Origin of the sequence: Streptomyces sp. NPDC005820, from assembly GCF_040630255.1 — a bacterium.
Lineage (GTDB): Bacteria > Actinomycetota > Actinomycetes > Streptomycetales > Streptomycetaceae > Streptomyces.
The window spans coordinates 46,664-60,287 of the sequence record NZ_JBEXXE010000039.1 but is presented as its reverse complement, the minus strand read 5'-3'; the positions used below and the strand labels follow the sequence as shown (position 1 = coordinate 60,287).

The window sequence follows — 13,624 nt, the reverse complement described above, 5'->3', positions numbered from 1 at the left end:
GCGGGGAGTGACCGGCGGAGTGTGGGCCCTCCGCCTGCGCGCACGGCCTCACACGGCCCCGGTGGATTCGCGCACGACGAGTTCCGCGGCCAGCTGGATGTGCATGGCGGGCGGCCTGCCGCCGTTGATGAGCTGCAGCAGCATCGTCGCCGCGGTCGATCCCATGTCCGCCAGAGGCTGGCGCACGGTCGTCAGGGCCGGGGAGACCATCTGGGCGGCCTCGAGCCCGTCGAAACCGATGACGGACAGGGAGTCGGGCACCGCGATCCTCAGCTCGTGGGCGGCCCGGAGCGTACCGAAGGCGAGCCGGTCACTGAGGGCGAAGATGGCGGTCGGCGGGTCCGGACGGCGCAACAGGTCCAGTGTCGCCTCGAACGCCCCCGTGGACTCGGTGTAACGCCCGGCCCGGACGAGTCGGGGGTCCAGGGGCACTCCGGCACTCTCGAGAGCCTGCCGAGCGCCGTGCAGACGTTCTTTGGTGCTCAGGAAGTCGGGCTCGCCGGTGATGATCGCGATCCTCCGGTGCCCCAGCGTCAACAGGTGCTCCATCGCCTGACGGGCTCCCAGGGCGTTGGTCGCGGTGATCCACGGCAGGGGTGCCGTGACCTCCTCGATGGGATCGATCACAACGAAGCTGAACCCGCTGTCGTAGAGGGCGGTCAGCTCCTGGGCGGACTCGGCGGGCAGGAGCAGAAGGCCCCCGTCGACGCCCATCCTGATGAAGCTGTCGATGGCGTCGTGCTGGCGCTCCGGGTCGTGGTGCGTCGTCTCCAGGACCAGGCTCAGACCGGCGTCGTGGATCACCCGGGCAGCGCCGGTCAGGATGCGCCCGAAGTACTCGGCCTGGATGTTGGGCACGGTGACGGCCACCCGCCCGGTCCGCCCCGATGACAGGGCTCGCGCGGGCTCGTTGCCGGCGTAGCGGAGCTCGCGAGCCAGCCGGGCGATGGTGGACCGCGTTCCGGCGGAGACACCGGGCTTACCGCTGAGCGCACGGGAAACCGTTGCCACCGACACCCCCGCCATGCGCGCGAGGTCCTGCATGGTGGCCGACTTCTCCAAGGTCATCCGCGGCTCCCGTCTCGGATAAGAACTCCCCCTCACGACGGCCGTCGGACGGCCATGAGGCACAAGCGGTTGCGTGAAGTTTGCCATGCCCGTCCCACACTCGGACACCTCACCACCACTCCGCAACTGGCAGATTGTCGATGCGAAGGTCATTGACGCTACCGGAGGGCCGGGCTAGATTCCCCCGTCAGCGCAACCGATTACGTAAAAGTTGTAACCCCTTGCGTAGCACTTCGCACTCGTCCGCGCCCCACCGCGGACCGCCGGTGTCACCACCGAGGATCCGAGGAGAAGCAATGAGGCTTTCCCAGGGCGCGACCGCGGTCGCAGCCGTCGTCGGGCTCACGCTGACGGCCTGTTCGGCGAACAACTCCGGAAGCGGAGAGAGCGGCGCACGTGCCGACGGAACGGCCAAGGTCCAGGCGAAGAAGCTGACGGTGTGGACGAGCAGCGCCGACGCGCCCTACGTACGTGACGCGTACAAGGCCTTCGGCGACAAGTTCGGCGTCGAGATGAAGCTCGTCCAGCTGCCCGCCGACGGCATCGAGAACCAGGTCCAGACGCGCTGGGCCAGCGGCGACCGCCCGGACCTGCTGGAATTCCACGCCACGTCGTTGTTCTGGTCGCTGAACCCGGCGTCGAACATGATCGACCTCTCGAAGATGCCGTACGTCAAGCGCTCCGGGGACACCTACAAGAGCGCCGGCTCCCTGGGCGGGAAGATCTACGCCGCCATCACCGTCGGCCCCGGCCAGTTCGGCATGTTCTACAACAAGAAGGTGCTGGCGGACGCCGGACTGAGCGCTCCTGGGACCTTCGCCGACATCGAGCACATCTGCACGACCCTGAAGCAGAAGAAGCCCGGCGTCGCCCCGATCTACGAGGCGGGCGGATCCCAGTTCCCGACGCAGATCCAGATCATCGACTACCTCGCGAGCATCGAGAACGAGCAGGGCTACGCCGAGAAGGTGCTGGCGAGGAAGGCGAGCCTGAACGACTCCAAGGGCCCGTTCGTCGCCGCGGTCACGGAGTACAGGAAGCTGAAGTCCATGGGGTGCTTCAACAAGGACGCCACCACCGCGAAGTCCGAGACCTCCTTCAAGGCACTCGCGGACGGCGCGGCGGCCCTGCTTCCCCAGAACAGCAGTCAACTTCCGTCCCTGACCGCCGTGTACGGCAACGACGTGGCCAGGACCAGCGCGGCGATCGGCTGGGCCACTCCCTCCGCGACCGGACCGGTGTCCGCCTGGTCGCCCTCCTTCAACGGCACCTGGTACGTGCCGAAGACGGGCAGGACGGGCAACGAGAGCACCGCGCTGGCCTTCCTCCAGTGGATCACCACCGACGGTTACCAGAAGTACCTCACCGAAACGCACCGGCTGCCCATCCTGTCCGGCGCCGAGGCACCCCGGTGGACCGGCATCGAGCAGGAGGTGGCGGCCTCCTACGCCGGAACCAAGTCGCTGGCCTTCAACTCGGGCCTGGTCGGCTTCAGCGCGCAGTTCCCGGTCATCATGAGCGGCGTGCTCAGCGGCCAGTACTCGCCGGCCCAGGCCGGCCGACTGGCCCAGCAGGCGTTCGAGCAGGGCGCGAAGGCCGCTCATCTGTCCGGCTGGTAGGGCCGGCACACACCCACACCACAAGAGGCCTCACATGACCGACACCGCCGGCGCTGTCGCCGAACGGGAGTCGACCACCGCCCGGCTCCGCCCTCCGCGGCCTCCCGGCCGCGGCGACGGCCGCCGCCGGGGCATGGGCTGGTGGCCGTTCATCCTCCCCGCCCTCGCTCTCGTCGTGGGATTCTTCACCGTCCCGTTCCTCCTCAACATCCGGTTCGCCTTCACCGACTGGAGCGGATATGCGGACACCATCTCCTTCAACGGCCTGGAGAACTTCCGGGGCCTGGTCCAGCAGGGCATCCTCTGGCAGTCCGTCAAGGTCACCGTGGTCTACGCCGTCGTCGCGATGATCGTGCAGAACGTCTTCAGTCTCTGCATGGCGCTGCTCCTGCAGCGCTCGGATCGCGTGAACGGGTTCTTCCGGTCGTTCTTCTTCCTCCCCGTCCTCATCGCTCCGGTGGCCGCGGGCTACATCTGGAGCGCCCTCCTCGCACCCAGCGGCCCCCTGAACAGATTCGTGGCACTGTTCGAGCCGGGCTTCTCCTACGCCTGGCTGGGACACCCCACCAGCGCCCTCCTCTCCCTGGCCTGCGTCGACGCCTGGAAATGGAGCGGACTGATCACCCTGGTCTACATCGCGGGCCTGCACGCGATCCCCGAGTCGCTGACGGAGGCGGCGACCGTCGACGGCGCGGGTCCCTGGCAGCGGTTCTGGCGCATCCGCTTCCCGCTCCTCGCGCCCGCCTTCACCTTCACCGTCGTCGTCACGATGCTCGGGGCCATCAACGCCTTCGACCTGATCGCGGCGACGACCCGGGGCGGCCCCGGAACGGCGACCAACGTGCTGAACATCGCCATGTTCAACCAGTACGGCAGCGGGTTCTTCGGCATCGCCAGCTCGCTGAACCTCGTCGTCACCGTCCTCGTCATCGTGATCGGACTCCCCCTGATCACCTACCTCCGACGCCGGGAGATCGACGCATGAGCGCGCCGGCAGCGACCCGTTCGGCGCGCCGCCGCACCACGGCACGTCTGGCCGTGCTGAGCCTGATCGCGCTCCCCTGGGTGGTCCTTCCGCTGTGGCTGCTCCTGGTCAACTCGGTGAAGCCGATGGGAGAAGCCTCCCTGCTCGGGCTCGGGCTGCCGAAGACGTGGGCCCTCGGGGACAACTACGCCACCGTGATCCGGGAGGGCCACTACCTGCGGGCCCTGACCAACAGCCTGATGGTCGTGGTCCCCACCATCGCCGTGGTCGTCGTCCTCGGCGCGATGGCCGCGTGGGGCTACGCCCGGTCACGGTCCATGACGGCGAAGGTCGCCTACAACGCGACCGTGCTCTCGGTGGTGCTGCCGCCGGCCGTCCTGCCGACGATCTACGAGTTGCAGACCCTGCACATCGACGGCTCCCGGATCGGCTATTTCCTGGTGCTCACCGGAACCCGCATGGGATCGGTGATCTTCCTCGCGACCGGCTTCGTCAAGTCGATCCCACGGGAACTGGAGGAGTCGGCCGCCATCGACGGCGCGAGCAGACCGCAGATCTTCGCGCGCATCATCTTCCCGCTCGTCGTCCCCGTCCTCCTGGTGGGGTCGGTCATCCTGATCATCTCCACCTGGAACGAGTTCTTCTTCGCCGAGTTCCTGCTCCAGGGGCAGGACCGGGCGACTCTGCCCCTGGCGCTGTACCAGTTCGCGTCGGCCTCCGCCGACCAGTCGGTGATGCGCTGGAACCTGATCTTCGCGCACGTCGTCCTGACGAGCCTGCCGATCGTCCTGGTCTATCTGGCCGTCCAGCGGCGTGTCATTCCCGGTCTCTCGTCCGGCGCGATCAAGGGCTGACCCCAACCCCGTGAGAGGAACACCGCACGTGACGGAGCACCACGGCTTCCCGTCCGACTTCTTCTTCGGCGCAGCGACCGCCGGTCACCAGATAGAGGGAAACAACGTCAGCAGCGACTGCTGGGCTCTTGAGCAGACCCCCGACACCGTGTTCAAACACCGCAGCGCGGACGCGGTCGACTTCTACAACCGCTGGCCCGAGGACGTCCGGCTGACCGCGGACCTCGGACTGCAGGCCCTGCGCTTCAGCGTCGAGTGGGCCCGCGTCGAACCGGAGCCCGGCCAGTTCTCGACGGCTCAGCTCGACCACTACCGGAGGCTGGCGGCGCGCTGCCACGAACTCGGCCTGCGCACCGTCGTGACCTTCAACCACTGGACCACCCCCCTGTGGTTCGCCGCCGAGGGCGGCTGGACGAACGCCCGCGCCGTCGACCGCTTCGAGCGGTATGTGGACCGGGCGGCGGAGCATCTGGCAGGCGAGGTCGACTGGGCGATCACGCTCAACGAGCCCAACGTGGCGACCGTGGCCGCCGTGGGCGGAGGCGGTGTGGGCGGTGCCGCGGCCGGTGATCTCGGCGAGGCACTGGAGCAGGCCACCCGCCGCCACTCCGTCGGCGCGAACGTCTTCCGCCCGATGATGCTGTGGGACGGCGACCAGCTGGGCCGTTACACGGAGGCACACCGGCGGGCACGCGAGACCATCAGGTCGCACATGGACGTCCCGGTGGGATGGTCCCTCGCCTGCGTGGACTACCAGCCCGTGCCCGGCTTCGAGGACCGTGCCGAGGCCCTGCGGCGGCAGGCCGTCACGGCGTGGCTCGAAGTCAGCCGCGACGACGACTTCGTCGGGGTGCAGAACTACACCCGCCGGCTCGTCGGGGCCGACGGCGTGCAGAAGCCGGCACCCGACAGGCCCGTGGACGCGCTCGGCTGGGAGCTGTATCCACGGTCGCTGGCCAACGCCGTGCGCGACGCGGCCTCGGTCTCGGGGCGGCCGGTCCTGGTCACCGAGCATGGTGTCTGCACCTACGACGACACACTGCGACGGGAACACACCCGCCATGCGCTCAGGCACCTGGCCGCCGCGGTCGCCGACGGTGTCGAAGTGCGCGGCTATCTGCACTGGACGCTGCTGGACGAGTTCGAGTGGTTCTCCGGGTACGACGTGACCTTCGGACTCGTCGAGGTCGACCGTCAGACCTTCGCACGCAGGCCACGCGGCTCGGCGACCTGGCTGGGCGACCTCGCGGCCCGCCGGACGCGGCTGTGACCCGTCGGCCGGCCGTCACCGCCGGCGCCTGGCGGCCGGGCGCCGACGAACACCTGGAAAACGGTGCGGTGTTCGTCGGCGCCCGCGCGCGGCCGCTGAGCGAGGCCGGGGACCCGGCGGTCTACTTCCGGCGCGCGTTCGACGCGCCACCGGACCTGGTCACCGCCACGCTGCACATCACCGCCCTGGGGGTGGTGGAGCCGTACGTGAACGGAGCCCGCGTCGGCGACGAGGTCCTGGAACCGGGCTGGACGTCGTACCGCCACCGTCTGGTGGTCCGCAGCCACGACATCACCTCCCTCGTCCGGTCCGGCGCCAACGCCTTCGGCGCGATCGTCGGAGAAGGCTGGGCCACGGGAAAGCTGGGCTACGAGGAGATCGCCCGGCGCCGCCAGTTCGCCGACCGGGTCGCGCTGTTCGCGGTGATCGAACTGCGTTGTCCCGACCGCACGGAACTGGTCGTCACCGACGACCGGTTCCGCACCGGCGAAGGAGCGGTCAGGGCCAACGGCGTCTACGACGGGGTCACCATCGACGCGACTCTGGAGCAGGCGGGTTGGAACCTTCCCGGGTTCGACGACCGCGGCTGGGAACCCGCGGAAGCGATCGAACGGGACCTGGCCACCCTGGTCGCCCCGGCCGCACCGCCGATCCGGCGCATCGAAGAGCTGCCGCCGCTCGGCATCCGCTCCTCGCGCCGCGGGACCACGATCGTCGACTTCGGCCAGAACATCTCGGGCTGGGTCCGGCTGCGGCTCGCCGGCTCTCGCGGACACGCCGTCACCGTCCGGCACGCCGAGGTCCTGGTCGACGGCGAGCCGGACTACACCACCCTGCGCACGGCGCGGGCGACGGACCGGTACGTGCTGGCCGGCACGGGACCGGAGGAGTTCGAGCCCCGGTTCACCTTCCACGGATTCCGCTACGCCGAGTTCGAAGGACTGCCCGGCCCCCTCTCGGCGGCCGATGTCCGGGCCGTGGTCGTGCACAGCGACATGCCGCGCACCGGATGGTTCACGACCTCGAACCCGCTGGTCAACCGGCTGCACGACAACGTCGTATGGTCGATGCGCGACAACTTCGTCGGACTCCCCACCGACTGCCCGCAGCGCGACGAGCGGCTCGGCTGGACCGGCGACATCAACGCCTTCGCACCGACCGCGGCCTTCCTGTACGACGTCTCCGGCGTCCTCGGCTCCTGGCTGGACGACCTCGCCGCGGAGCAGGCCGAGCGCGGCCACGTGCCGTTCGTGGTGCCCGATGTGCAGCACACCTACCGGGCGCCGACCGCGCTGTGGAGCGACACCGCGGTGAGCCTGCCGTGGGCCCTGTACCAGGAGTACGGGGACGTCGGGATCCTGCGACGCCGCTACGACTCGATGACCGCGTTCACCCGGAGCGTGGAGGCGCTCCTGGACGAGCGCGGCGTGTGGAGCTCCGGCTTCCAGTTCGGGGACTGGCTCGATCCGGCCGCCCCGCTCGACGACCCGAAGCGGGGAAGGACCGACCCGCATCTGGTCGCCACGGCCTACTTCGCCAAGGTCGCACGCGAGATGGCGGAGACCGCCCGCGTGCTCGGCCGCACGGACGACGCAGAGCACTTCGCCGCCCTCGCCGGGCGGGTCCGGGCCGGGTTCCGTGACGAGTACGTCACCGCGCGCGGGCGGGTCAGCGGTGAGAGCGCGACCGCCTACGCCCTCGCGATCGAGTTCGGGCTGCTGGACCCGGACCAGCTGCCGGTGGCGGGCCGGCGGCTCGCGGACATCGTGCGCGGCGACGGCTACGCGATCTCCACCGGGTTCGCCGGAACACCGCACCTCGCCCACGCGCTGACCCGCACGGGCTACACGGACGAGGCCTACGGGCTGCTGCTGCGGCAGGACGCGCCGTCGTTCCTGCATCCCGTCGTGCTCGGGGCGACGACGATCTGGGAGCGCTGGGACGCGATCCTGCCCGACGGCACCGTGAACCCCTCCGGCATGACCTCCCTCAACCACTACGCTCTCGGCGCCATCGCCCACTGGCTGCACACCGTCGTCGCGGGCATCGAGCCGACGAGCCCGGGATACCGCACGGTCCGCGTCGCCCCGCGTCCCGGCGGGGACCTGACGCACGTGCGGGCCGCGCACCGGACACCCACGGGCACGATCAAGGTCGAGTGGAGGGACGACGACGGCATGATGACACTCGCCGTCGACGTCCCACCGGAGACGGCCGCGACCGTCGAACTCCCCCTGCACCCCGACAGCCTCGCGGTACCGGTCGAAGCCGGGGCGCACCGCTGGACGTACCGGGCGAGCCCGCGCTCCGGGCCGCTGTCCCTGGACACACCGGTGGGGACACTGGCCGGGGACGACACCGTGTGGCCCGCGGTCACGGCTGTCCTGGAGCGGCATCTGCCGGCCCTGGACCTGGACCGGTTCCTCTCGCGCAACACCCACGTTCCGCTGGCGACCGCGCTCGACGACCACTCGTCCCTGCCGCCCCACGGCCGCCGGGAGATCGCGGCGGCCCTGCGCTCGGGGCGGCGCTCCCCCTGAGGCTGGTCCGGTCGGTCAACCGGGTGGGGGCGAGGCTCTGCTGGGAGCCGGCCCAGGACGTCTGCCTTCCTACACGACTGCTCCCGCGGGCGTGGGGCGTCGCCTCCGGGTTCTCGGTGCGGGTGACCCCGGTTTCCTGTGTGTTACGGCTCGCTGGGGAATCCGTGTCCCGTCCGCCGGTGCGCCTCGTACTGCGTCCACCGGCCTCTCCGCCCACGTCGGGCATGAGTTCACGTCGCAGGTCGGCACAGCCCCCGAACCGGTCCCGCTCCCCCACGCACGGCGCGGCCGTCGTCTCCCGGAGCGGCATGACGGCATGCCGCCAGGAGGTCATCGAGGCCGCGGCTCCCCCAGCTCCCTTGGCCGCCTGCCGTCACCTCATGTGACCCACCGGACGAAGAGCCTCGCGCATCGCCTCCGCCCGGGCCCGCTGCAGGTCCCTGACGACGGGATGCTCGGGCGCGACCAGCTCGAAGGCGTGATGGGCACCGGGGACCGTCGTCAGTTCGCAGGCCACCCCGGCTTCGCCGAGGCGCCGCGCGTAGTCGGCGCTCTCCTGATGGAACAGGTCGATCTCGCCGACGCTGATCCAGGCCGGCGCGAGTCCGCCGAGGTCCGCGCGCCGGGCCGGCACGGCGTAGGGGCGTTCCTCCGGCTCGCCCGGAGCGTGTCCCAGATAGCTGGTCCACGCGAACCTGTTCGCGGGCACCGTCCATGAGACGGTCACGCGGCCTTCCGCCTCCGCGCGGACGACGGTCCGGTCGTCCAGCATGGGTGCGACCAATACCTGGAGGCGCAGCTCGATGCCGATGTCATGGGCCCGCTGGGCGACCGTCGCGGCGAGCCCGCCGCCCGCGCTCTCACCCCCGACGACGATCCGTCCCGGGTCGATTCCGAGTTCCTCGGCGTGCGTGAGCATCCACTGGAGGGTCGCGAAGCAGTCGTCCGGGGCTGCCGGACACGGGTCCTCCGGTGCGAGCCGGTAGTCCGGGACGACGACGAGCGCGCCCAGTTCGGCGGCGAAGGCGGACGCGACGTCGTTGGCGTGCTCGGCGGATCCGAGGATGAGGCCGCCGCCGAACAGCCACAGCAGCGCTCCGCCGGGCCGCTCCCGGCCCTCGGGCTCGTAGACCATCGCGGTGAGATGGGGGTGCCCCGGCACCGCTCGGCGCTCGGCACCCACCCCTGCCCGGACCGCGGTCTTCGCACCGCCGGCGGCCCGTGCCATCCGGAGGGCGATTTCGGGATCCACGTCGGCGTCGGGAACTTGGAAAAAGGGGGCCATGAATGCGGGATCGACGCCCGCGAGAGCCGCTTGGAAGGTGGTGGGAACAGGGTGGTGCATGGTCTCTCCGGTCATGGCGAACGAACGGTGATCGTGTGGCTGCCGGGTTCCGGGCTCAGGTCCTCCCGCCCCGGCAGGCGGAGGACTCCTCGGGTGTTACCGGGTACGACGATCTCGACCTGGACCTCTTCCCGGCCCCTGGTCCATCGCACGCCCGCCGGTCCGAAGGGCGTGCCGACCCGTGCCGACAGGGAGAGTTCGCGCGGATGCCCGTCCGGGTCGACCCCGGCCCAGGACTCCCGGATCGTGGTCGCGCCCATGTCCACCTCGTACAGCAGGAGGGCGCGCTGTCCTGGAAGAGCAGGGTGTAAGCCAGGGCCGTCCCGCCGAGGTCCCCGAGGACGTCCAGGAGGAACGGCCCGGAGAGGAACCCGGTGTCGGGATGGCCCCCGGCCTCGTGGATCAGCCACACCGCCGTACACGGGCACGGCCCGGACCGGTCCCGCTTCCCCGACGTGTCGTGCGGCCGTCGTCCACCGCGCGGCCCCCTGCCGCGGGGCGATGGCGGCTCGGGGACCGTCAGGGTACGGTCAGGCCGCCCGCCAGGAGGGCTTGCCGATTGGCCGCGAGCAGTTCGAAGCGGTCGGCTTCCGTCTGGTCGATCTCCGTGATGTGCCAGCGCAGGTGGGCCCCCGCGCGCAACGCACCCGGGATGTCGATGTCTCCGGTGCCGATGGGTGTCTGCGGTGCTTCCCGTACGGCGGGCCCGTCCTTGAGGTGGGCGGCCACGACGCGTTCGCCGAGGCGTTTCACCACGTCGACCGGGTCCTGGCCGGCCACGGCGGCCCAGTAGACGTCGACCTCGGCGAGGACCTCGGGGTCGAGCAGATCCCACAGCACGTCGAAGGCGTGGGCACCGCCCGGCAGCAGGGCCCACTCGAAGTGGTGGTTGTGGTAGCCGAGCCGGATCCCCGCCCCGGCCAGCTCCCGCGCAGCCTCGTTGAGACGGCCGGCGAAGGCGCGTACTCCGTCGTGGGTCTCCAGGGACCGCTCGTCGAAGCCGTCGACGAGCCAGGGAACCGGCACGAAGGCGGTGTCCGTGCCGAGGATGCGGCAGGTCTCGATCACCGATGCCTGACTGTCGGCCGAGACGGCGATGTGCACGGAGCTGACACCGAGGCCGGCCTCGTCCAGGTCCGCGCGCAACGCACGTGCGGAGGCCGCCAGTTCGCCGGGAGATGTGTTCCACAGACCGAGCGCGAACGGCTCGACGTGGCGGAAGCCGAGCGCGGCGAGGCGTGCGAGAGTGCCGGGGCGGTCGGCCTGCAGAGCCTCGATCACGCTGTACAGCTGGACGGCGAGCGTGCCGGGTCTCATTCTTCGTCCTCTGGTTGTGCGACCTGTGGGAAAGTCATGCTCATGAACGCCCGGACCGGGCCGACGATGTCGAGGTCCTGGTCGAGCAGCCATTGCAGCTGCAGGCCGTTGAGCACGGCCTGCAGCAGGGTGGCGGCGTGTTCGGGGACGAGCGCCTCGTGCAGTTCTCCGCGCCGCTCCTTGCCGCGCATGCCTCGTGTGAACCGGTCGTTGCCCCAGGCGTAGCGATGCACGAAGTAGGCGTGCGCGGGATGCCCGGGACGCGAGGCGGCAACCGCCAGCTCGATCCACAGCCGCATCAGCTCGGGGGCCTTCTGGTGGTGGCGCAACATGTTGCCGAGGTACGGCGCGAGGTGGTCCATGTCCGGGACCTTCGACTCGGCGTACCGCCGCTCTTCGGTGTCACGCTCGGCGAGCACGGCGGCGAGCAGCTCGTCCTTGTTGCGGAAGTGGTGCAGCAACCCGGCGTGGGTGATCCCGGCCCGCTCGGCGATATCCCGCAACGAAGCCTTCGCGAAACCGTGTTCGGCGAAGCTCGCGCGCGCGGCCCGGACGATCTCCGCCCGCCTGGCCGGCGTCTTGGTGTACGGGCCGCGGGCCCTGGCCTGAGTCACGGTGCGCTTCCTCCTCCCGAGTCCCGTCATGGCGAGCTCAAAAACCTTCCAAGGCTTAAAATTTCACACCCTGCCCGGAGTCTGAGCCGTGATCGCCGCGAGCACAAGGGTCGGGACGCGACGATTTCACGCCAGATAACGCTCTGATTACGAACGCGGTCTCCACTCTTCCCGCACATCCCGGCGAGGCTTACCTTCCGAGTGAAATTCGACCACGTGGTAACTGTTCGTGTGGCGAGGCACGGCGACGGATCCGCAACCGCCGCGACGGCCCCGCTCACCACCGCACGCCTGCATCACCCAGGGCTCCGCCGCACGCCCCCACACGTGCATCGACCCACGTGTGCACCCGTGCACGACCGCACCGACGCACTGACGAAGGCCTCGGCTCTCCAGGTTCCAGGACGAAGGAATCCGCCCATGCGCATCCGCTTCTCGCACTCCCGGCCCAGGCCACGGCCGCACTCGCAGGCCCTGACCGCCGCCGTGGCCGTAGCCCTGCTGGCGACGGCCACGGCGGCGTGCGACAGCACCCCGGCCGCCACGTCGGACTCCGGCGCCGACGCGACCCTCGCGCTGTCCATCCTCGGCACCCCCAACTCGTTCGACCCCGCCCAGCTCATCGAGGGCCAGCAGACCTATGTCTGGGACTCGATCTTCGACACGCTCCTCATCGAGGACAACAAGGGCCGGATGCATCCCGGCGCGGCGCGGAGCTGGTCGTACTCGAAGGACGGCCGCACGCTGACGCTGAAGATCCGCCCGGGCATGAAGTTCAGCTCCGGCGAGCCGGTGGACGCCAACGCGGTGAAGGCCACCCTGGACCGGACCCGGTCGACGCCCGGTCAGAGCCAGCTGTCGCTGGCCGCCCTCTCCTCCGTCGACGCCCCCGACGCCTCCACGGTCGTCATCGGGCTCAAGCGGCCCGACGCCTCACTGCTCCAATCGCTGTCGACGGCCCCCGGCGTGATCGGCGACCCGAAGACGATGGCGAACAAGTCCACCGCCCTGAACCCGGTCGGCTCGGGCCCCTACACGCTCGACACCAAGGCCACGGTCAACGGCTCGGTGTACGTGCTCGACCGGCGGAACGACTACTGGAACAAGAAGGCGTACCCCTTCAAGACGGTCAAGATCCGCGTGATCACCGACCCCACGGCATCGGCCAACGCCCTCAAGGCAGGCCAGACCAACGCCGGCACCGTCGACCCCTCGCAGGTGTCCGCGATCAAGGCGGCCGGCTTCCAGATCACCCATGTGCAGGCGACCGCGGGCGCCTACCTCGTCCTCGGTGACCGCGCGGGCAGCAAGCTCAAGCCACTGGGCGACCTGCGCGTCCGCAAGGCCATCAACATGGCCTTCGACCGGCAGAAGATCGTCCAGCAGATACTGCAGGGCTCGGGCAAGGCCACCGACCAACTGTTCAACCCCAAGGGCGGGGCCTACGACGAGGCCCTCAACAAGACGTACCCGTACGACGTCGCCGGGGCGAAGAAGCTGCTCGCCGAGGCCGGCTACCCGAAGGGCTTCTCGGTCACCATGCCGAGCCTCGTCTTCACCAAGTCCTTCGAGCCGATCTTCACCCAGGCACTCGGCGACATCGGCATCAAGGTGACCTGGGAGCCCGTGCCCGCGCAGCAGTCCACCACGGCCGTCGCGTCGGGCAAGTACCCGATGTTCCTGATCATCGAAGGCCTGAGTTCCGACCCGGGCATGACCACCAGCTTCTACACCCCGACCGGCTTCCGTAACGTGTTCCACTCCACCGACCCGAAGCTGACCGGACTGCTGGGCCAGGCCGCCGAGGAACTCGACCCGGCGAAGTCCGCCGGGATCTACCGGGAGATCAACAAGTTCGGCGTCGAGAACGCCTGGCTGGCGCCCGTCTTCTACATCGGCACCGACTGGGCCACCAAGAAGGGCATCACCTACCTCGGCGACGGCTCCGCCACCATGGCCACCATCCGGCAGTTCGGCGTGGCCGGCTCCGCGCAGTCCGGAGGGTGAGCAGC

The 13,624-nt window shown here is 70.0% G+C and carries 11 protein-coding genes; 6 read left to right on the top strand and 5 right to left on the bottom strand.

Annotated elements, in window-relative coordinates; translation table 11 throughout:
* Positions 1-48: 48 nt before the first annotated feature.
* Positions 49-1,068, bottom strand: a complete 1,020-nt coding sequence (locus tag ABZ464_RS37575) for a LacI family DNA-binding transcriptional regulator (protein WP_359285169.1) — start codon at positions 1,066-1,068, stop codon at positions 49-51.
* A gap of 296 nt (positions 1,069-1,364) precedes the next feature.
* Here ABZ464_RS37575 and ABZ464_RS37570 point away from each other — a divergent pair, with 296 nt between their 5' ends.
* From ABZ464_RS37570 to ABZ464_RS37550, 5 genes are read left to right on the top strand one after another with little or no spacing between them, the layout of a single operon-like run.
* Complete coding sequence (locus ABZ464_RS37570) at positions 1,365-2,687, top strand: ABC transporter substrate-binding protein (RefSeq protein WP_359285166.1); 1,323 nt, start codon at positions 1,365-1,367, stop codon at positions 2,685-2,687.
* A 34-nt stretch (positions 2,688-2,721) separates the two neighbouring features.
* Positions 2,722-3,672 carry a sugar ABC transporter permease gene (locus tag ABZ464_RS37565; protein WP_359285164.1) on the top strand — a complete coding sequence of 317 codons (951 nt, stop codon included), beginning with the start codon at positions 2,722-2,724 and terminating at the stop codon, positions 3,670-3,672.
* Positions 3,669-4,526, top strand: coding sequence for a carbohydrate ABC transporter permease (locus tag ABZ464_RS37560; RefSeq protein ID WP_359285161.1), 858 nt, complete (start codon positions 3,669-3,671; stop codon positions 4,524-4,526). Before ABZ464_RS37565 ends, ABZ464_RS37560 begins: the two co-directional genes overlap by 4 nt.
* 28 nt (positions 4,527-4,554) lie before the next feature.
* Positions 4,555-5,796, top strand: coding sequence for a family 1 glycosylhydrolase (locus ABZ464_RS37555; RefSeq protein ID WP_359285159.1), 1,242 nt, complete (start codon positions 4,555-4,557; stop codon positions 5,794-5,796).
* Positions 5,793-8,336 carry a glycoside hydrolase family 78 protein gene (locus ABZ464_RS37550; protein ID WP_359285157.1) on the top strand — a complete coding sequence of 848 codons (2,544 nt, stop codon included), beginning with the start codon at positions 5,793-5,795 and terminating at the stop codon, positions 8,334-8,336. Before ABZ464_RS37555 ends, ABZ464_RS37550 begins: the two co-directional genes overlap by 4 nt.
* Before the next feature lie 373 nt (positions 8,337-8,709).
* Here the strand turns inward: ABZ464_RS37550 and ABZ464_RS37545 are convergent, their stop codons facing one another.
* The 4 genes from ABZ464_RS37545 to ABZ464_RS37530 form a co-directional block, all read right to left on the bottom strand.
* A complete protein-coding gene (locus ABZ464_RS37545; protein ID WP_359285155.1) occupies positions 8,710-9,588 on the bottom strand; it encodes an alpha/beta hydrolase in 879 nt (292 codons plus the stop codon).
* A gap of 104 nt (positions 9,589-9,692) precedes the next feature.
* Positions 9,693-9,941, bottom strand: coding sequence for an alpha-L-rhamnosidase C-terminal domain-containing protein (locus tag ABZ464_RS37540; RefSeq protein WP_359285152.1), 249 nt, complete (start codon positions 9,939-9,941; stop codon positions 9,693-9,695).
* 259 nt (positions 9,942-10,200) lie between these two features.
* A complete protein-coding gene (locus ABZ464_RS37535; RefSeq protein ID WP_359285149.1) occupies positions 10,201-10,998 on the bottom strand; it encodes a sugar phosphate isomerase/epimerase in 798 nt (265 codons plus the stop codon).
* Positions 10,995-11,612, bottom strand: a complete 618-nt coding sequence (locus tag ABZ464_RS37530; protein WP_359285147.1) for a TetR/AcrR family transcriptional regulator — start codon at positions 11,610-11,612, stop codon at positions 10,995-10,997. The genes ABZ464_RS37535 and ABZ464_RS37530 overlap by 4 nt, the downstream gene beginning before the upstream one ends.
* A gap of 420 nt (positions 11,613-12,032) precedes the next feature.
* On the opposite strand from ABZ464_RS37530, the gene ABZ464_RS37525 reads away from it, so the two are divergent.
* On the top strand, positions 12,033-13,619 hold the full coding sequence (locus ABZ464_RS37525) for an ABC transporter substrate-binding protein (protein ID WP_359285144.1): 1,587 nt from the start codon (positions 12,033-12,035) through the stop codon (positions 13,617-13,619).
* Positions 13,620-13,624 lie beyond the last annotated feature (5 nt).

Excerpts from the sequence above, each read along its gene's own strand:
- ABZ464_RS37570 (WP_359285166.1), top strand. The coding sequence starts at position 1,365 with ATGAGGCTTTCCCAGGGCGCGACCGCGGTCGCAGCCGTCGTCGGGCTC.
- ABZ464_RS37565 (WP_359285164.1), top strand. The coding sequence starts at position 2,722 with ATGACCGACACCGCCGGCGCTGTCGCCGAACGGGAGTCGACCACCGCC.
- ABZ464_RS37540 (WP_359285152.1), bottom strand. The coding sequence starts at position 9,941 with ATGGGCGCGACCACGATCCGGGAGTCCTGGGCCGGGGTCGACCCGGAC.
- ABZ464_RS37560 (WP_359285161.1), top strand. The coding sequence starts at position 3,669 with ATGAGCGCGCCGGCAGCGACCCGTTCGGCGCGCCGCCGCACCACGGCA.
- ABZ464_RS37535 (WP_359285149.1), bottom strand. The coding sequence starts at position 10,998 with ATGAGACCCGGCACGCTCGCCGTCCAGCTGTACAGCGTGATCGAGGCT.
- ABZ464_RS37575 (WP_359285169.1), bottom strand. The coding sequence starts at position 1,068 with ATGACCTTGGAGAAGTCGGCCACCATGCAGGACCTCGCGCGCATGGCG.
- ABZ464_RS37525 (WP_359285144.1), top strand. The coding sequence starts at position 12,033 with ATGCGCATCCGCTTCTCGCACTCCCGGCCCAGGCCACGGCCGCACTCG.